The organism is Coleofasciculaceae cyanobacterium (genome assembly GCA_036703275.1).
Classification (GTDB): Bacteria; Cyanobacteriota; Cyanobacteriia; order Cyanobacteriales; family Xenococcaceae; genus Waterburya.
The window spans coordinates 227,956-247,616 of record DATNPK010000011.1; the positions used below are offsets into that span (position 1 = coordinate 227,956).

Below are 19,661 nucleotides of genomic sequence, written 5' to 3' on the forward strand. Positions count from 1 at the left end.
TTTCTAGAATCTCGATCAATAAAATAAATGACTCTTTGATAAAATCATTAGAGAAACATTAACAAATATTACAAAATTCCTTAAATGAAATTATTGGTAGTTGGCGCGACTGGCACTTTAGGCAGACAGGTGGTTCGTCAAGCTTTAGATGAAGATCACGAAGTACGCTGCTTGGTACGCAACCCTAACAAAGCAATTTTTCTTAAAGAGTGGGGTGCAGAAATAGTCAAGGGCGATTTGTGCGATCGATCAACTCTTGCTCCTGCATTAAAAGGTGTTGATGCCGTTATTGATGCTGCTACTGCTAGAGTTACCGATAATCTCAGTGCCAAGGAAGTCGATTGGATAGGCAAAGTTAATTTGATCCAGGCTACTAAAGCCGCTGGAATAGAGCGATATATCTTTTTCTCAATTCTTAATGCCGACAAGTATCCAGAAGTTCCTTTAATGAACATCAAGCGATGCACAGAATTATTTCTGGCTGAATCTGGCTTAAATTACACTGTTTTACAGCTTGCTGGTTTTATGCAAGGATTGATTAGTCAATATGCGATACCGATCTTGGAAGAACAGGTTGTGTGGGTAACGGGAGAAAGCACACCTATTGCCTACATGAATACCCAAGATATTGCTAAGTTTGCGATTCGGGCTTTGTCAGTATCGGCTACGGAGAAGAAAACTTTTCCTGTAGTGGGAACAAAAGCCTGGGGTGCCTATGAAATTATGAATCTGTGCGAAAATCTTACTGGAAAAAATTCTCGCATCTCTCGCGTATCTTTAGGTGTACTTGGCTTGATGCGCCGCATAACTCGCTTTTGTGAATGGGGACAAAACACCGCAGATCGCCTCACTTTTGCCGAAGTATTAACCAGTGGTAAACCATTAGATGCACCAATGGAAGATGTTTACGCAACCTTTGGTTTAGATCCTCAAAAGACTACTACTTTAGAAGAATATATGCAGGAATATTTCGGCCGCATTATGAAAAAACTCAAAGAAATTGATTACGAGAAAAATAAAGGCAAGAAAAAGAAAAGTAAAATACCTTACCGTAACCAGTTTTAAGCTCTAATTTGAGTATGATATTGTTCAATTAAGTTGCGTAACCCAAAATTGTAAATAATAAGTATTAAGGATCGAAGACTAGATATAAATTTAGTTTTTAGTCCTTATTTTTTGCGTTTTGAATTTTATGTTTTACGCTTAATCTACGTAAGTTTGTTAACTATGTAAGTCAAGAGATAGTATTTAATATTTATTGTTTATTCTGTAACAAACATCAAGAAATCGATCGTCGATAGTTATAATCAAATGGTTCTTCTACCCTTTTTTAAAAATAACTTTTATTTTTTAGTAATTAGCTGCCAAATATACAAATATTTTATTTTGACTTGAAAATGACTTATAAAGCAAAATGTTATTTTTTATAGTTTGATTGGGAATTATGAATATGTAGAAAAAATAATGTTATGAACTGCTGCTATGTCTGGTAAAATTGTTTATTTTAATACAAAAAACTTTATAAAAAGAGGAATGTTTGACCAATCTGGCACAAAATGCACCATAGACGGGTTGGTTTTAAAAAAAGGCGACAGATCGGGACATGATGATATTCAAAAAATAATGAGTTCCTGCCGTCAATACAATCTTCTTGGCATCAATACCATAGTCGTCAAAGGAGATAATGATTTAACTATTTGGATTGAGGAGAAATCTCAAACTATTCAAGAAGCTGGAGTTACAAAAGATGATGAAGTAACCAGGCAACCACTGGCAAATAATCAGTCACTTCCCACTAAAACAGTGACTAAGCAATATCGAGGTCAAGTATATGAAGAAGTCGTTGTAGATTGGGCAGCAATGCAGCAAACAAACCAGCAAAACAAGCCTCGTCGTAAGTATCGAGGACAATATATTGATTAACTAAATAATAAATAATAATTTAGAGTTAAATATTAAGTTTTATGAAATAAGTTACTAGTCTATTGCCATCTCTTAGCTATTTAAACCGCTAGATATTAGCTTTCTTCGGTGATTTTCTTTGGCTTAGTTAGATCGACTGCCACTTTTTCGTCCTGAGTATCGATCGCAACTAAGGATGTTTCTTCTAGCTTAACAATTTGGGGTTGAAAGTTGGCTGCTATCTTATCTCGCTGATTGATTAGGTAGATACTAGCTATTGTTAGGCATACTCCTGCTGATTGAAGAGTGCTTAATACTTCCGCAAGAATAATTGTGCTAAACAACAGAGCAAAGATCGGAGTCAAAAAAGTTAAGGCACTCAAACTAGTCAAATTACCCTTAGATGCCAAATAAAAGAAGATTCCATAGGCGATCGCGCTACCGAAAACCGTGGCGTATCCCAGTGCCAGCCAACCTTCTAAGGTAATATTACTCCACTGTTGTGATTCTTGTAGCCAAGACAAACCAAACAAAGGCAATCCACCTAAAATCATATGCCAACCTGTAGCCACTACAGGATCGCTATAACGACTAATGTAGGGAATCATAACCGTACCTACAGCCATGGATAAAGAAGCTAGCAGCATTAACCACTCACCGTTATCAAATAATCCCAGCCAGTTCAAATTTATTGCCCCAAAATCTCCAGCAAACAGACTATAGATCCAGCGATCGGGTAAACCAATTAAGCTGATACCTAAAATGCCAATACCTAATCCTAACCAACCCCACAGACCAATAATTTCACCAAACAACCAGCTAGACAAAAGAGCAACTGCTAAGGGTTGAGAATCAATCATAACTGAACCTAAACCAGCCCCAGTTTTAACAATTCCTTGAGCTAAAAAACCTTGAAACATCGCCCCGTCAACTATAGCAAAAGCCAGAATCCATAACCAAGCTTGCCAAGTTTTAGGCTGAGGTAATTTTAAAATAGCTGCTACTACCAATACTAAAATTCCCGCTGGTACTAATCTAACTCCCGCCATAAAAAAAGGTGTAGTGTAGGGAATAACTCCTTTCATAGCTACCATTGCAGTTCCCCAGAGGAAAAAAGGAGCAATCAGCAATAAGGCTTTAGGAATTGATGAGGTTGAATTAGAACTGAGTTGCATTAAATTCGAGATAACGGACTACCTGTATATGAGTTTACTCAATTCTCAAAAAATTTGTACTTTTGTTAAGCAGTTAGTGCGATCGCACTAACTGCTTACTTTTGACTTTTAACTGTCACTGGCTGTCTTGTTTTACTTAAGTTAGCATTGCGTGAGGTCTTGACTAAATATTCCTTATGCTGTCTGTTAATCTTGGTAGCCATAGTTTTAAAGTCGGTGCAACGACTGTATTTGCCCTAATGCTGCTTGACGGTGGTGTTCAGGCACAGATAACTAGCGACAATAGCACTAACACTAAAGTTCAAGCCGACCAAAATAGATCCGTGGTTACTGGCGGTATTCAATCGGGAAATAATCTGTTTCATAGTTTTGAGCAATTTTCTTTAAGCACTGGTGCAACAGCTAATTTCGATCATGCTTTAGAGATTGAAAATATTTTTAGCCGAGTTACAGGAGGAACAGTTTCCGAGATTGATGGTTTAATTCAGACACAGGGCAATGCTAATTTATTTTTACTCAACCCCGCAGGAATTGTTTTTGGCGCGAATGCTCAGCTAGATATAGGAGGTTCATTTATTGCCACTACAGGCGATCGCCTGATCTTTGAAGACGACGTTGAATTTAGTGCATCTATCACCGAAGACAAGCCTTTATTAACTATCAGTTCACCCATTGGTTTACAGTATGGTGGCAGCGTAGGCAACATTGAAGTGTTACCTAATGCCAATCGTAGCCCTAATGATCGTGGTTTAAATATTAGACCTGGTAACACTCTAGCTTTACTGGGTGGTGATGTATCGATGAGCAGAAACAGTCTTAATGGTATTGGCAGTAATGTTGAAATTGGTAGCGTCAAGTCTGGCGTAATTAAGCTACAAACTCACGAGAATGGTTGGCAATTTAATTATCAAGCTGCTCAAGATTTGGGCAATATCAGTTTTAGTAATCGAGCCTTAATTAACAATAGTGGTGGCAAAGTCAATTTTCGGGGCAAAACCATTAGTCTAGCAACTGGTTCAGGCATACGCGATTTCAATAACCTGAATCGAACCAGAAGCAGCATCAATATAGAAGCTAACGAATCAATTAATCTCAACGGTGGCTTGCTATTAACTCAGGTAGGACAACAGCGTAACGATCTAGCTCAAGCGATCGCTAATGTGGGTGGAGACATTTTACTTCAGTCTCCTCAAATCTTTTTAAATAATGGCTCAGTGGTTTCGGCTGGTACTCTGAGCAATGGTGCAGGGGGCAACATTGCTATTAACGCTCAAAATCTCGTGCAGCTATCTAGCGACACAGGAAACCCTTCAATAGTTAGCACCTCTACCCAAGGAATGGGTAACGGAGGTCAAATAGAAATTAATACAGGAAAATTAATCATCAACGGAGGAAGTCAGGTTCAGGCTTTAGCAGGAAACGGTGCAGGAGGTACAATTACGGTGAATGCTAGCCAAGGTGTAAATATCTCTGGCACAGGAATCTTGCGATCGCGAGACAGAGCCGGCAATTCATCAGAAATTGAACTAAATAGCGGTTTTTCCGCTTCTTCGGGGATTGAGGGCTTACCCGCCTTACAGCAACCCCAAGGTAAAAGTGGCAACTTGGTAATTAATACTCCTAATTTGACTATACAAGAGGACGCGCAAATATCGGTTAGCAATTATGGTTTGGCTGATGCAGGAGATATTCAAATTACGACCTCAACTCTCAGCTTAGATACGGCAGGAAAAATCGTGGCTAACACCGCATCTGGAGAAGGCGGTTCGATCTCCATAATTGCCGAAAAATTAGTTATTTTAGACCAGGCAAGTTCTATATCTACCGCCGCCAAGCAAAATGGTAATGGGGGTAACATCAAGGTAAAAACGGCAAATTTAGTTTTGCTGGACTTTAATCAAGTTAGTGCTAATGCGAGTCAGGGAAATGGAGGGAAGATTACGATTGATACCCAAGGACTATTTATCGATCCAACTAGTAAAATTACCGCTAGTTCCGAAGTTGAACAAAAAAAAGGTACTGTAGAAATCAATACCTTAGATCTTAGTTCGAGACTGGAAACAGATTATTATGAACAGTCTCCCCTGGCAGCAGAAAATCAGATTAACACCGGCTGCGGTGTCGGTACAAGTCTCGCCCAGAATCAATTTCGCGATCTTGGTCGTGGCGGTATTCCTAATAATCTACTCCAAGAAACCTCTAATTTAGAAACTCTAGCTGACTTGGGCAAACATGAGCCTAAAACATCAAACTCAATCAAGCAGAGTAAAGATACTTTTGAGCAATCTACTGATTTAGAAGATCGACCGCTCACTGAAGCTAATAGTTGGATTGTTAACTCTCAAGGTGTGGTTGAACTAATTGCCCAACCGCAAGTCGCCACATCAACGCAACCATCAAACTGCGGACTTCGTTAACCTAGACAAGATGCAAAAAATTCTTAGTTTCTTGCCAAATTCTCTCCTGAACATCATTTAAACCATGGTCGCTATTAAGTTCAATTAACTTGACCTGGGAATGTTGTTTGGCATAGTCTCGGCTAACTTGAATGGGTACTACATCATCATGAATACCGTGAATAATTAAGGTGGGGAGCGATCGCTTTAATCCCGACAGGGGATAATTTTCTGCATCGAGCCAAAATTGATAATGTAGCGGTATTTGTTTACCCTCGCCATAGTGATATACAGATAAATAACCAGACTCGCGCCATTGTTCAATTTGCTTAGGTTGCAACCTCGAATACCAACTGTGAGGAAACCCAAAAGCAGGTGCCAGCAAAATTAGGTTTTGTACCTGGCTATATTTTTGCGCCACCCAAGCCGAAGTCAAACCACCAAAGCTTGAACCAATCAAGGTAACGGGTACAGATGAATGGGGCAATGCTGCCACGACTTGTTCGATCTGTCGCGTTAGGGTAAGACGAGAAAAGTCTCCCTGATTGAGATCTAACACATTTAGATCGAAGCCGATCTCAGTAAAGCGATCGCGCAAATATTGAGCTTTACTAGATCGGGGACTAGAGGCAAAACCATGAAGATAAATATAGGCTGTCATAATTTCAACTACCGCTTTAAATTCATGTGTTTAGCTTAAACTACTTTATTTCAGCCAAAAAGCTTTGTTTAAGGACTCTAGGATTACCATTCAAAGCCTGAGCAATATATTTGGTTAATAGTTTAGCTTCAATCCTGGGTAAATTAAAACTATTTTGTTGCTCTTGATAAACATCATCCAGCAAAACATAAATCTTCAGCCTGCTGTTAATCCAAAACCAAACTTCTTGAACTCCTAATTTTTGATATTTTTTTAAATCATCAGTACCACCACTGCTAAAAACTATTGCGATCGCTAGATCGGGAATTTTTTGCAGATTATTAAAGCAAAAGCTGGTATCTGGTTCTTTGCCTACTTGTTTACTGCGATCTTTATAAGTGGTTGAGCCTGTAGGATAGTAATCTAAATCAAAGGCATCGCAATAGGTAATTACTAATAAAAAAATAAAGTCTTTAATCACTTCATGATTTTGACTAGGAGACATTAAAGTAATTACTCCATCGAGAAAAGATGTACGATAGCCCAAATATTCTGCTGTATCAAACTTTTCGTAATCCTCCCAAGCCATACCCGAAAAGCTTAAAGTCCGATCTTGCTTTAAAAGATGAGCTTTATTGATTGGTAATCGGTCATCAATTAACATAGCTATCAATAGTTTTTTTTCCTAGAGAACTCTATTTTAAAATTTTCAAATGCTTTTGTAGCGGGGCAATAGTGTTAGCTGCGATCGCGCCACTGGCAGCCACCGCAGGAATTCCAATACCAGGAAAGGTCGAATCACCACAGCATAACAAGCCCGACACAGGAGTAGTCGAGCCAGGGAATAATGCTTGACCCGCCCGATGTGCAGGACCATAAGTACCATGATGACGACGGAGATAACGCTTGTGGGTTAAGGGCGTGCCAATTAAAGTTAGTTCAGTGCGAGCGCGAATATCAGGAATCACTCGTTCTAATCCCTGCCACATGACTTCTGCTCGTTGCTGTTTCTGTTGCTGATAAGCCTCGCTACGGCGATCCATTCCTGCCCAAAGCTCATAAGGTTCATTGCCAGGAGTATAAACATGAATCGCGTGTTTTCCAGAAGGAGCAAGGCTGGGGTCTAATACTGAAGGAATAGAGATTACAACTACATTTTGAGGTGCGGTTATGCCCTTGTCCCAATCATTAACTACGATGTAATGACATTCTAAATCTTCTAGTCCAGTAGCATCTATTCCCAAATGTAAGTGCATAAAGCTGGCACATTCTGGGGTATTGGCTCTTTCTGTTACAAAGCTTTTTGGTAAGACTGTTTCAGGAATTAAAGACAAAGTATCCCATACCGAAGCGTTAGAAACTACTGCCTTATTTGCTCTAATTTCTAGACCATCGCGTAAACGTACCCCAACAGCGCGCTTATTTTTCACTAATATCTGCTCAACATGAGCATTATAAATAATCTCGCCACCCTCTTTTGTCAGTCCCCGCACCAAAGCATTAACAATTGCTCCGCTACCCCCGATTGGATAATCTAGCTGAACACCAGGTTTGTACCATTCGGCGAACATAAAAGCCATTTCTGCTCCGACAGTGCCACTAGCAGGCAAACCTGACAGCAGAAAACAGAGTAAATCTAGCCAGTTACGAATAAATGGGTCGGTGACCACCCCGTCCATAATCTTGCTAAATGGGCTAGTCATCCGTAGAATATTTGGCAAATGCCAGAGAGTACTTGGTAAATATTGACCCAGACTAAACGCTGCGCCCAAATCGAAGCGCATCGCCAAAGGAGGCAATGCATTAACCGCATCAGCTAACGGCTTCATTTCTGTCTGAAGTTTACGCCATTGATTTACCGCATCTTCACCCCGAAATTTCCTTAACACCTCACAAAAATGATCTGCCCCTACGTAGGCATTAAAATCTCCTTCGGGCATCCGACAACCCCAGGCATCGTAGTTTGCCCATGCTAAGTCTTCCTCGATGACATCTAGCACCTGGCGCAAAGGATTATTAGTAGGGCTAGAAGACAAACCTGAATATAGAGATGGCCCCGAATCAAATTTATAGCCATTTCGTTCAAAACTATGGGCAGCACCTCCAGGAATCGAATGACTTTCGCACACCACTACCCGATAGCCATATTTTGCCAGTAGCGCAGCGCAACACAACCCTCCCACACCGCTACCAATTACTACCACATCTACTTTTTCTAGACTCATATTTAATCTTGATTTCTTATTCCTGCCGCTCAATGTTAAATGTCAAGGCGTTGTTGAATTAAAACATGAAACCGATAATAATACTGTTCGTCTATTACGGATACACTCAATGCGATAAGTGCGACACGAAGTTAGTCCGTGCATGATAAGCTTCGAGACCGAAGGGCGGAGTGCGGTTTATCCGTGAATCCTTTAGGGCAAATGCTAAAGCATACCGCTCCGCGACGCGAAGCTAGTCCTTTAGGGCATATCCTTTAGGGCAAGCCGCTTCGCGACGCGTAGGACGGACGCGAAGCTAATCATGCACGGGCATATAGCTAAAAGCTAATAGCTAATAGCTTTTTCAAAAGATATATAAAATTGAATTTGTTATATTTCATACCCCGATTCAGCAACGCTAATGTTAAATGTTAAATGTTAAATGATTAAAGCGGTTGCTTATCTGGAACCCCCACGGCGCGAGGAAATTGTTTAGGGGTAGCCAAATGTTTACGTACATAAATGCAGTGCCGTATCCCTTTAGTCAGAGGAGTTGACCAAGGATGTATCAATTCAATCTTGCCCCCTAACTGAGCTATTGCCGATTCTAAACTAGCGGTTTCTCGATCGTTCCAATGTCCTCGATAGAGAACGGCTAATCCACCTTTTTTAACAAAGGGCAAGCTGTATTCAGCACAGACAGAAGCCTTGCTTACTGCTCTGACTAAAGCTAAATCATAGCTAGAGCGATCGCCTGGCACTCTGCCTAAAGCTTCTGCCCGAGCGACTATGCCCTTAGCGTTATTAAGCTGTAATTTAGCAATCAAGTCATTGACAAAGGTAATTTTCTTACGAGTAGAATCGAGCAAAGTTATCTGCCAGCGGGGAAAAGCGATCGCCAAAGGAATTCCTGGAAAACCCGCCCCTGTACCAACATCGATGATCTGTAATTTCTGATTGAGAATTTCTGCTGGTAAACCAACTATTCCTGACAACGAATCCCACAAATGCTTTTCCCAAAAGTCTTCGGGCGAGGTAATGCGGGTCAAGTTTTGTTGACGATTTCCGACCAAGACTTCTTGATAAACCTGTTGAAACAATTGCTCTTGAGCATCACTGGGTTGCCAGTCAAGAGTTCGTGACCAAACGTCAATCATTTGGGGCAGCGTATTAGTTTCAATCTGACTCATAAGCTTATAGAATTATCGGTTCAAAGCGGTTGGCTCAATCGATTGTAAAACTCCTTGATCGATTGTCCAACAGCGATCGGCTATTTCAATTAATTCCCCAGGATCGTGAGTTACTATTAGTAGCGTCCAATGTTGCTTCAATTTTGCTAGCAGTTTAGCTAACTGAATTCGCATTGACCAATCTAGTCCTGCTGTTGGCTCATCTAACATCAACACGTTAGGCTGACGAATTAGCTGCACCGCTAGGGCTAAACGGCGCTGTTGTCCTCCACTAAGATCATGAGGAGATATTTTTAAGGATATATGCTCTAATCCTACCTCGCTTAAAGCATCTCTGACTCTTTTTATATCTAATTCAGGATGACCCAAACGCAATTCTTCTAGTATCGTACCGCCACAAAAATGCCGTTCGGGAAACTGAAACACCAATCCCGCAAGCTGCTGCAATTCAATGTCTGTCAGTTCTTTGGTGCGCCAATAAATTTTTCCTTTGGTTGGTTCAGCTAATCCTGCCAAAATTTCTAAAATTGTGGTTTTTCCTGAACCACTAACACCCACAATCAATCCGAGCTTTTGTGCTGGTAGCTCTAGGTTAATATTATTGAGAATCGGTTGCACAGTAGCAGCAGGATGATAAGTTAAATTTTGCAGACGCAGCATTGGTGGATAATTCTAAAGTTTTATTATTTGATTATACGAGTTCAAATTAAGTAAATATAATTTTATGATTGGCTATATTTGAACATGATATTTGTAATACTTTTAGGAACTAGGTTTTTACTATTAACGTCCATATTTATCCAGATTATTAAAATTTTCTAATTAAGCATAATGAATCACCAAACTAAATTTATTAGCTTCAAAAAGCAGTTAAAACAAATGGTATTGAGTATTCCGTTGGCTATTACGATGATTGTCGGCTTGAGTAATAGTTATGCCTGGGCAGAAGATCCTTTTCGCCGAGATAATGCTCGCGATATTGGCAAATATACAGAAAAAGCTTTTAAAACTATTTTCTTGGAAGGAGATTATCAAACCGTTAGTAAAGAACTAGAATTAGCTGAATCTAAAGAACCTGAAGAACCTCTAGTTCATGCGATGCTTGCTTCTTTAGCCTATACCAAAGAAGACTGGGAAAGCATCAAAAAATATGCTACACAAACTTTACAATCGGCTCAGTTATTAAGCAAAACCGATCCAGTTAGAGGCAATCTTTATTTAGCTGTAGGACATTTTTTAGACGGAGCTTATATTTATGAAAAAAAAGGGGCATTAGATGCAATTAATAAGCTACAGCTAGTATTCAAATATTTAGATCGTGCCGAAGCTAGCGATCCTAACGATCCTGAATTAAATCTGATTAAAGGCTACATGGATCTATTATTGGCAGTGAATCTACCTTTTTCCAAACCCGAGCAGGCGATCGCTCGTTTTGAAGATTATGCTGCACCAAATTACTTGGTTGAACGCGGTTTAGCCGTTGCTTATCGCGATTTAAAACAATATAATAAAGCCTTAAAATATGCCGATCAAACTCTCAAAATTGCTCCTAAAAATCCCGAACATTATTACCTTAAAGGACAGATCTTAAGAAAAATTGGTCAAGCCGAAAATAACCCCGAGATTTTGGCAGAAGCAGTCGAAAATTTTGAACTAGCTCTGGAAAAATCAGCACAGCTTCCCAATTTTGTCCTCGAAACTTTAGAACGAGAAAACCGTTTAACTAAAGAAACAATTACCGAAATTACCTCGGCTAAGCAAAATTAGAGTAGTTTTGGGTCTAATTGGCAAATTTACAGCAACCGATAGCGGGTTAATTCCCAAATACGATCGCATTTGGATCGTGTTTAATCCTCACGCTCAATAGTTAAAAGTTGTGAGCTAATGGCGATCTCTGATGGGAATTAAATTAACCTGAGTGATAATCAAATAAACTTTTCTTTCCTTGTGTATGAATCCGATAACGTTTTTAACTCTGATAGCAGGATTAGTATTGCTAGTGATCGGGGCAGAGTTTTTGGTAAAGGGCTCGTCTAGACTTGCCGCAATACTCCGAATCTCCCCTTTGATTATTGGATTAACTGTAGTAGCTTATGGCACTAGTGCGCCAGAAATGTCCGTCAGCGTTATGTCCAGCTTGTCTGAACAGGGTGCTGATATTGCGATCGGTAACGTAGTGGGAAGTAATATTTGTAATGTTTTACTGATACTGGGTTTATCTGCCTTAATCGCTCCTCTAGCTGTTACCAAGCAAATGATTCGCTCTGAAGTACCAATGATGATTGGGGTTTCACTGCTGTTGTTAATGTTTTCCTTTGATGGTCAACTCAGCAGAGTAGACAGTATTATCCTATTTATTGGTGGGGTACTATATACTCTCTCTTTGATTTATCAAAGCAGTAAACAAAATGCAGAACAAGAGGAGTTTGCAGAGTACAGTTTCTTTAATCCAGTTACGCCGATAGTGTGGATTAAGAATACGGCATATATTATTGGGGGTTTAGTTTTACTAGTCTTGGGTTCTCGCTGGCTAGTAAATTCGGCGATAACAATTGCCGAATATTTCCAGGTTAGTAAATTAATAGTTGGTTTAACTATCGTCGCTTTAGGTACATCTCTACCAGAATTGTTTACTTCGGTAATCGCTAGTCTTCGAGGAGAGACAGACATTGCAGTAGGAAATGTCTTGGGCAGTAATATTTTTAATATCTTGGCAGTGTTAGGTGTATCGGGAATAGTTGCACCCAACGGCATTAATGTCAGTCCAACCGTGATTAGTTTTGATACGCCAGTAGCAATCGCCGTGGCATTTGCTTGTTTACCTATTTTCTACTCGAGAAAAAGAATCGACCGCTGGGAAGGCTTACTATTTTTGTTTTATTATTTGGCATACACCACCTATCTAATCTTGAACGCTACCGATCATCAGTTTCTGGCTTCATATGTCAATATCATGCTTGCGGTTGTTATCCCCATAACGGTAATTGCTTTAATCACCGTAGCGATTCTAGAAAAACGGGCAGAAAGAAAAGCAGGATGAATCCGTTCATTCGAGTTAATTGCTTATTGATTATCGTCTGCCGTGGTTGGTAGTTCTTCTAACTCGCTGGTAAAATCTCCAGCCAAAAAATATTCGACTATTTCCAGTTCCTGCTCAATTTTTGACACAATAGAGTTGGTTGCATCTACTGCGGTAGTAATTGAGTCCATCATAGATGCCATTTCATCTTCATCCTCGATTGAACTATTTACTCTAATTTCTAAAACAGATTGCCAGTCTGGTTCAATTTCACCCAAAATACGACAATACAGCCAAATTTTGCCAAATTTTGCCAAAGATGACCTAATTACTGCTGTAAAAATTCTCTGCTGAAGCTGCGGATAGTCAAGTTTTGCTTGGGTTGGCCGATTGATATAAATATGGAGCGTACTATTTTGAATAATTATCTGAAAGCGCAGCTTATCATCTTCACAGGCAAAGAGCGATCGCATTTAAAATCTGTTCTTCAGTCATGTTTAATTAGGCAAATCTTAGGTTTAGTTTGCCCAAAACCAGCAATTAATTAACTGAGCGATAAAAGTCTAAAAGCGATCGCTCCTTGCAGAAAAAGGATCGCGCAACAGTCTAATTAAAGAAGCAGTCAAGCTTTTGATGGAGAAAAGAGAAGCCAGAGATTAGTTAAAATACGTTTCTAGCTCTACTTATTCCTCGAATCATCTCTGTCAACCCAAACACTTATGACCGTAACTCCAGAAATTAAACAAAAAGTTGCTCAATTAAAAGAGCAGTTACAAAAAGCTGGCTATGCCTATTACGTTCTGGATAATCCCATCATGGAAGACGGGGTATATGACCAGCTATATCGGCAGCTACAGGACATAGAAACCAAACACCCTGAATTGATTACTCCAGATAGTCCGACGCAACGGGTAGGAGATAAGCCAGCCTCTAAATTTACTTCGGTAAAGCATAATATTCCTTTATATAGCTTAGAAAATGCCTTTAATTTTGAGGAATTAGCCAAGTGGGAAACTCGTTGGCAAAAACAACTCGATCGCCTGACTGAATTTACTTATGTCTGTGAACTAAAAATAGACGGTAGCGCGATCGCTCTAACCTACGAAAATGGTATTTTGGACAGAGGTGCAACCCGTGGTGATGGGGTAACAGGAGAAGAGATTACCCAAAATGTTAAAACTATTCGCACTATTCCCTTAAGATTGAATTTGCCTATAAAGGGAAGGGTAGAAGTCAGGGGAGAAGCATTTTTACCCATAAATGTTTTTGCAGCAATTAATCAAGAACGGAGTAAGTTGGGAGAGCCTTTATTTGCTAATCCCCGTAATGCTGCTGCGGGAACACTTAGACAACTCGATCCCAAGATTGTCGCCGAGCGCAAACTAAATTTTTTCGCTTATACTCTATACATTCTTGATTCCCCTAACAAAGCTAGAGATCTAGAACTCGGATCTCAATTAGAATCTTTAGAACTACTACAAAAAATGGGATTTCTGGTTAATCCTAATCGCAAACTGTGTCAGTCTCTGACAGAAGTAAAAGAGTATTTTCAACAGTGGGATACAGGTAGAAAAACTTTACCCTATATGACCGATGGCGTAGTAGTTAAACTCAACGACTATCAACTGCAACGACAGCTAGGGTTTACACAAAAGTTTCCGCGTTGGGCGATCGCACTTAAATATCCTGCCGAAGAAATCCCTACGCTTGTTAAAGATATTGTGGTTAATGTGGGGCGTACTGGGGCGGTTACGCCGATGGCAATTATGCAGCCTGTTCAGCTTGCAGGAACAACAGTACAAAGGGCAACTCTCCACAATAGCGATCGCATCTACCAGTTAGATATTCGCGTCGGCGATACGGTAATTATCCGCAAGGCTGGGGAAATCATCCCCGAAGTAGTAAGAGTTTTAACAGATTTACGTCCTTCTGGTACTGTTCCCTACCAGATACCCAGTAACTGTCCAGAATGCAGTTCAACCTTAGTTCGATCCAAAGACGAAGCCGTTACCCGCTGTATTAATATTTCTTGTCCAGCAATTTTACGGGGTAGTATTATTCACTGGGCTTCTCGCAATGCTCTAGACATTAAAGGTTTAGGTGAAAGAGTTGCTATTTTATTCATTGAAAATAATTTAGTTACTTCCGTTGCCGATTTATATTCCCTGACTGTGGAACAAATTGCCAGTTTAGAACGGATGGGAACAAAATCAGCCCAGAATTTAGTAGATGCGATCGCGCTTTCAAAAAATAAACCCTACGACAGAATTTTATATGGTTTGGGCATCCGTTATGTAGGCAGCGTCAACGCCAAAATATTAGCCGAAAATTTTCCCTCAATTGAGAAGTTGCAGATCGCACCTTTTGAATCTATCGAAGCCGTATATGGCATCGGTGAAGAGATTGCCCAATCTGTTTTTGAATGGGTTAGAGTATCCGCCAATCAAACTTTGATTCAGCAGCTGCAAGCAGCAGGGTTGAAGTTTGACCAAGCAACTCCCGACAACAATACCAATCTAGCTTTCTCAGGCAAAACTTTTGTCCTTACAGGAACTTTACCTAGCTTAAAACGTGAGGAGGCAAAAAAACTAATTGAGCAAGCTGGAGGAAAAGTAACAGGTTCAATTAGTAAAAAAACTGACTATATATTATTAGGTGAAAATGCAGGTTCTAAACTAGCCAAAGCCGAAAAGCTAGGTATTACTCAACTTAGCGAAGCAGAGTTAATAGATTTGCTCAAAATAAATAGATGACATTTTTTTAGAGATATCAGCCTTTGTGCCGAGGCGATCGACTATGGCATAAATATCATCACCGCTTGAGCGATTTCCGTAGCTAGCGTTGTCTAGGGCAATAAATAGTCGTGCGTTACTGTCAGTAATCCCCCTAGCAGTTAATCATTACTGATATGGCGATCGCTATTTTGGGACTTCAGCTAACGATCTCTATCAGTCCCCCGATTTTTACCCAAGATCGACAGAGTATTATTTTCTAGCTCAAAATCATTAATATTAGTCAGGGAAATCTCCTAGCGACTTAAGGTATTACCCCAAAGCGATCGCAACAATGAATGCTTATCAAGCTACAATAAAAGCTATATGCCCTAAAGGATAAGCTAAAAGCTAAACACAGATGATTGATTGGTTTACCAACTAGATCTAAGTTTTTGGTAAGTTATCAATCGCACTACGAGTGTTGTTTATTGTTTTAGCTAATGCGCAAAAATTGGTATTCTCGATAGTTTTTAAATGTTTTTCAATAAGTTTTTGATACTTTTGAGCTGAAACAACCTCAGCAAAACATGAATACCAAAGAGATAAATTCCGCCAATAAATGGAATAAGCAATGATGGACTGATGTGCATATGAACCTTGTACTTATACTGTTTTTTTCAACAACGGTCATTTTTCATTCAACTAAGAATGCAATTAATCTCTAAAAAATATGTCCCATCCGTTGTTTAATTTTGACAACATACATGGCTTAACGAATTGCATTTAATTAGGAATAAGCCCGTACCAAAATTAAGCATTACAATTTAATACGCATAGGATATATAGTCATAAATTACTGTGGAACATCTTATGAAAAATTGCTTTAGAGCAATTTTTCACCCAGTCGCACCAAGTAATAAAGCGTACGTATTTAATAACTAACTTCCACAAAAATTAGAAGATGTACAGATATTTCAAGTGAGTTTTATCGCTAACAACTAAGCTGCATTAAAGCTAATTTACTAATTTTCTAACTGAATAGTCCAAAATTGAAATACCAAATTAGAAAATAACATTCGTGTCGTTTTACGACTGCATAAACTGCTAAACCAAACAAAGTCGATCGCTAACACTCAACTTAACGTACATTTGCCGTTATTAATTGTTTTCTTAGTGTTGCCATATATGATAAACAACATTTACTAGTTTAGCAAATGAAAAATATCTTTATATACCCAAACAAGTAAATTTTTGGCGGAGAAACAGGTTGGCTAAATCTTACTGAACAGTATTGTATTTTTTTATTTGCTACTTCTTTGGGCTAGAGAAGAGATATCTAGATTAAACTTAATGGCTATTTGGCTGAGAATTTCTTGCTCGGCAAGAGTTATATTTCCTGTAGACATAGCAATGTCATAACATCTATTTAAAGTTATCAGAGCAAACTCAGGCAACAGTTCATCAAGTAATGTTGATAAATCTTCTGATTGTTGAAGATTAGCTGCGATCGTTTCTACAGAAGCTGGTGCAATTTCTTTAATTTTGAGTAAAATCTCTGCCCAGTCTCGATCGCGATAGCTAACTTTGACCATTTGTGCCAAAATGCGATCCATAATTTTAGACTGATTTAAAGCCACCTGCCAGTCAGTATCAGTTTTTTGCTGCATAGATGCAAATTCTGTTTGATTAACTTTGGCATCATAAAAACGACAGGCTGTTTGGCCCAAAACATAAAGCATGGCAGCATTAGTAGAAGCCCCCACCACTGCGCCAATTCCTGGGATGATTTCAACTATACTTAAGCCGGTTTTTAACACGTCTGCACCCAAAGACAAGCCAAAGACAGCCAGTACTTCTCCTCTGCGGGCAGGTTCTTCGAGATCTAAATCATAGGCTGCTGCAATTTCATAAACCATTTCGGTTTGCAATTTGGTAGTGGCAATCAGTTCAACTCCCAACAATAGTGCTGCAACAGGAGGAATAATATTAGTGATCAGTCCCAAGCGTCCCCCTGACCATGTCTTCTCGACAATTAAGCGGTGAGCAATCTCAGCGGGAGATTCATCAGGATGTTGCGATCGCATCAGATCCACCGTAGCTTTTACTTTAGCAGTATCCACTTTACCCAAGAAAGTCATAATCCAGTCTAAACCGATTATCCGATCGGCCGACTTGAGAACAGGGTTAGAGGCGATCGCATCCATAGTCTGCCCCGTGGTAACGGTAGTCTGTTCCACCAGTTGTTGCACCTGGGTAGTTAAACTGGCAGTCAATTCACCAATAGCATTAGCTGCTTCAGCGATCGCCTTAAATGGTTGATCTGATTGAGACATATTATATTTTGGATACAGTAAATAAATATTAAAATTCCTGACTACACCTATTCATCAAAGGATTAGGAATAATCAGGTTTTCAAAGATTAAATGGTCTTGACTATTTAGCTGGCGTAAACAGCGAACATCTGCCCAAATCTAAAACTAATCATGTTTTCATTAGTTTGGTTTCAAATTATTTAGCAAATCAGCAGCTTTGTCTCTAACTGTAGTTGCATTAGTATCTTCGGGTTTAATCATCTTTTCTTTGTCGGCACCACCTTGGACTTCGTTTGTTCCTTGCTGTGCTCTGTTAATTGTTTCTTCAAGTCCCATGGGGTTAGCATCGCCTTGACCAACTTTCTCGGTTTCAGCTTGTATACCTTTTAATTTTGCTTCTTTATCAGTAGGGTTGCTGGTGGTTCCTGCCTGGACGGGATAAGCAATAGAAATAAATAGTAAGCCACAGATAAAAGCTGTCAATATCAAACGCAAGGATGATTTTAACCAGTTGTTTAATTTATTGAATAACATACGTATTCCTCAACATTCATTTAGGCGGTCGACTATATTAATAACAATTGTCATAACCTGAAGACATCATCCTTTAGAGGTAAATTGCTCTCAAATTAGTAAAAACCGCTTCAAAGATAGATGAATAATCAAATTTTATTGTTATCAAATTGTCTGAATTTTATTATACGTTAATTGCAATCTATCTAATGATAGATCTCGCCTTAACTACAGCGAACAAACTCTACTTATAGGCACGATTGCGACGAGATAAGTTGCTTTTGTAAAAAAACTTAAAATTATTATAACTTTCGGTAGAAGGTAAGTAAATCTTTAAAGATTAGTTTGAATGTAAATAAATAAATAATTGTATTAAAAATTAATATTTTTATTGAGGAGATTTTCGATCATGGATAGTAATATTTCCAATCTAAACTTAAACATCAATTTAAGTTTAGAACAAAAGTTTAAAATAAGAATTTTTCAAGAGTCTGTCCAGGCGTTGAATCCAGAAGAGGCACGCTCTTTGCTAGTTGAAGCTTCAAAATTGTTAATGGTGAAAGATAATATTATTAAAGGACTAATTAAGCAAAATTTAGCTTAGTAGCGAACCATAACAACATAGAGTGTAAGTCGTAAAAATGAGTAGTAATATTTGGTTAAATTGGCGCTCGCCAACAGTAGCGTTAGGATTAATTAGTCTTAATATCCTACCTGTGTCTGCTAGCCAAAGCACAAAACCCAACACAGAATTTTTCCAAGAGCGGTCAGAATTGGTAGCAATAGACATTATCGACGCTATCCAAGGTGCAGTCCAATATATTCAGGTGTCTAACATTTCCGATGAACAAGAAGTGGCGATCGGACAACAGACTAACGAGCAGGTTTTGTCACAATATCAGCTGTATGATAACCCTCAAATCCAGGAATATGTAAGTAATCTAGGACAAGAATTGGTAAGTAATAGCGATAGTCGTAATATTCCTTTCAATTTTCAAGTGGTGGCTAGCGATGAAGTTAATGCTTTTGCTACTCCTGGAGGCTTTGTTTACATTACCACAGGACTGCTTAAAACCGCCGAAAATAGAGCGCAGCTAGCATCGGTAATGGCTCATGAAATTGCCCACATCAATGAAAAACACGGTATTAAAAATTTAAAACAAGCAGTGGCAGCCAGAGGTATTGCTAGCACTGTCGGAGTAGATACTAATACTTTGGCGCAAATAGCATATCAGTTAACGGTCGATCTGCCTCAAAGTCGTTCTTTTGAATACGAAGCCGACAGTAGTGGATTGAGTATATTAGAGCAGGCTGGCTATCCAGCGCAAGCATTTGCCGATTTCCTTGTCAAACTTGAGTCTAGTGGCGGTACACCAGAATTTCTTCGTACTCATCCCTCCAGCGAAAACAGAATTGACGCGATCGCTCAGGAATCTCAAACTACTCAGGCGGCTAATAGCAAAGGACAAGATAATACAGAGTACCAAAACAATGTTCTGGCGCTTTTATAGCAAAATGTCCAATGTAAATTTAATCACTGATAAAAATTTAAAATCCGAATTAGTATATTAGATTTATGACGGTCAGTTTAATCT

General features: G+C 39.2%; 17 protein-coding genes. 8 read left to right on the forward strand and 9 right to left on the reverse strand.

Going from position 1 to position 19,661, the window contains the following annotated elements; all coding sequences use genetic code 11:
• The first annotated feature begins 84 nt into the window (after positions 1 to 84).
• Both V6C71_02115 and V6C71_02120 read left to right on the forward strand, forming a co-directional pair.
• Positions 85 to 1,065, forward strand: a complete 981-nt coding sequence (locus tag V6C71_02115; GenBank protein ID HEY9767285.1) for an SDR family oxidoreductase — start codon at positions 85 to 87, stop codon at positions 1,063 to 1,065.
• A gap of 468 nt (positions 1,066 to 1,533) precedes the next feature.
• The gene (locus V6C71_02120) at positions 1,534 to 1,923 is read left to right on the forward strand and encodes a hypothetical protein (protein ID HEY9767286.1); all 390 of its coding nucleotides are present in this window, start codon (positions 1,534 to 1,536) and stop codon (positions 1,921 to 1,923) included.
• A gap of 95 nt (positions 1,924 to 2,018) precedes the next feature.
• Here the strand turns inward: V6C71_02120 and V6C71_02125 are convergent, their stop codons facing one another.
• Complete coding sequence (locus tag V6C71_02125) at positions 2,019 to 3,077, reverse strand: DMT family transporter (protein HEY9767287.1); 1,059 nt, start codon at positions 3,075 to 3,077, stop codon at positions 2,019 to 2,021.
• 176 nt (positions 3,078 to 3,253) lie between these two features.
• Here V6C71_02125 and V6C71_02130 point away from each other — a divergent pair, with 176 nt between their 5' ends.
• Positions 3,254 to 5,494 (forward strand): filamentous hemagglutinin N-terminal domain-containing protein, encoded by a 2,241-nt coding sequence (locus tag V6C71_02130; GenBank protein HEY9767288.1) that lies wholly within the window; start codon positions 3,254 to 3,256, stop codon positions 5,492 to 5,494.
• 1 nt (position 5,495) lies between these two features.
• On the opposite strand, the gene V6C71_02135 is transcribed toward V6C71_02130, so the two are convergent.
• The 5 genes from V6C71_02135 to V6C71_02155 all read right to left on the reverse strand — a co-directional run bounded on the left by V6C71_02135 (position 5,496) and on the right by V6C71_02155 (position 10,167).
• Entirely contained in the window at positions 5,496 to 6,134 is a 639-nt protein-coding gene (locus V6C71_02135) for a YqiA/YcfP family alpha/beta fold hydrolase (protein ID HEY9767289.1), read from the reverse strand.
• A gap of 40 nt (positions 6,135 to 6,174) precedes the next feature.
• Positions 6,175 to 6,777, reverse strand: coding sequence for a Uma2 family endonuclease (locus V6C71_02140; GenBank protein ID HEY9767290.1), 603 nt, complete (start codon positions 6,775 to 6,777; stop codon positions 6,175 to 6,177).
• A gap of 31 nt (positions 6,778 to 6,808) precedes the next feature.
• A complete protein-coding gene (locus V6C71_02145; protein ID HEY9767291.1) occupies positions 6,809 to 8,338 on the reverse strand; it encodes an NAD(P)/FAD-dependent oxidoreductase in 1,530 nt (509 codons plus the stop codon).
• A gap of 425 nt (positions 8,339 to 8,763) precedes the next feature.
• Complete coding sequence (gene rsmG, locus V6C71_02150) at positions 8,764 to 9,507, reverse strand: 16S rRNA (guanine(527)-N(7))-methyltransferase RsmG (GenBank protein ID HEY9767292.1); 744 nt, start codon at positions 9,505 to 9,507, stop codon at positions 8,764 to 8,766.
• Between the two features lie 12 nt (positions 9,508 to 9,519).
• Positions 9,520 to 10,167, reverse strand: coding sequence for an ABC transporter ATP-binding protein (locus tag V6C71_02155; protein ID HEY9767293.1), 648 nt, complete (start codon positions 10,165 to 10,167; stop codon positions 9,520 to 9,522).
• A 171-nt stretch (positions 10,168 to 10,338) separates the two neighbouring features.
• Here V6C71_02155 and V6C71_02160 point away from each other — a divergent pair, with 171 nt between their 5' ends.
• Positions 10,339 to 11,274 (forward strand): Sll0314/Alr1548 family TPR repeat-containing protein, encoded by a 936-nt coding sequence (locus V6C71_02160; protein HEY9767294.1) that lies wholly within the window; start codon positions 10,339 to 10,341, stop codon positions 11,272 to 11,274.
• 184 nt (positions 11,275 to 11,458) lie between these two features.
• Complete coding sequence (locus tag V6C71_02165; GenBank protein HEY9767295.1) at positions 11,459 to 12,547, forward strand: calcium/sodium antiporter; 1,089 nt, start codon at positions 11,459 to 11,461, stop codon at positions 12,545 to 12,547.
• A gap of 23 nt (positions 12,548 to 12,570) precedes the next feature.
• Here the strand turns inward: V6C71_02165 and V6C71_02170 are convergent, their stop codons facing one another.
• Positions 12,571 to 12,999, reverse strand: a complete 429-nt coding sequence (locus tag V6C71_02170) for a hypothetical protein (GenBank protein HEY9767296.1) — start codon at positions 12,997 to 12,999, stop codon at positions 12,571 to 12,573.
• A gap of 246 nt (positions 13,000 to 13,245) precedes the next feature.
• On the opposite strand from V6C71_02170, the gene ligA reads away from it, so the two are divergent.
• Entirely contained in the window at positions 13,246 to 15,279 is a 2,034-nt protein-coding gene (gene ligA / locus V6C71_02175) for an NAD-dependent DNA ligase LigA (protein ID HEY9767297.1), read from the forward strand.
• Between the two features lie 1,262 nt (positions 15,280 to 16,541).
• Here the strand turns inward: ligA and V6C71_02180 are convergent.
• Entirely contained in the window at positions 16,542 to 17,573 is a 1,032-nt protein-coding gene (locus tag V6C71_02180; GenBank protein ID HEY9767298.1) for a hypothetical protein, read from the reverse strand.
• Positions 17,574 to 17,733: 160 nt separating this feature from the next.
• Complete coding sequence (locus V6C71_02185) at positions 17,734 to 18,087, reverse strand: hypothetical protein (protein HEY9767299.1); 354 nt, start codon at positions 18,085 to 18,087, stop codon at positions 17,734 to 17,736.
• A gap of 388 nt (positions 18,088 to 18,475) precedes the next feature.
• Between V6C71_02185 and V6C71_02190 the strand changes: the two genes are divergently transcribed.
• A complete protein-coding gene (locus tag V6C71_02190; protein HEY9767300.1) occupies positions 18,476 to 18,670 on the forward strand; it encodes an NblA/ycf18 family protein in 195 nt (64 codons plus the stop codon).
• 37 nt (positions 18,671 to 18,707) lie between these two features.
• On the forward strand, positions 18,708 to 19,577 hold the full coding sequence (locus V6C71_02195) for a M48 family metallopeptidase (protein ID HEY9767301.1): 870 nt from the start codon (positions 18,708 to 18,710) through the stop codon (positions 19,575 to 19,577).
• The last annotated feature ends 84 nt before the right edge of the window (positions 19,578 to 19,661 follow it).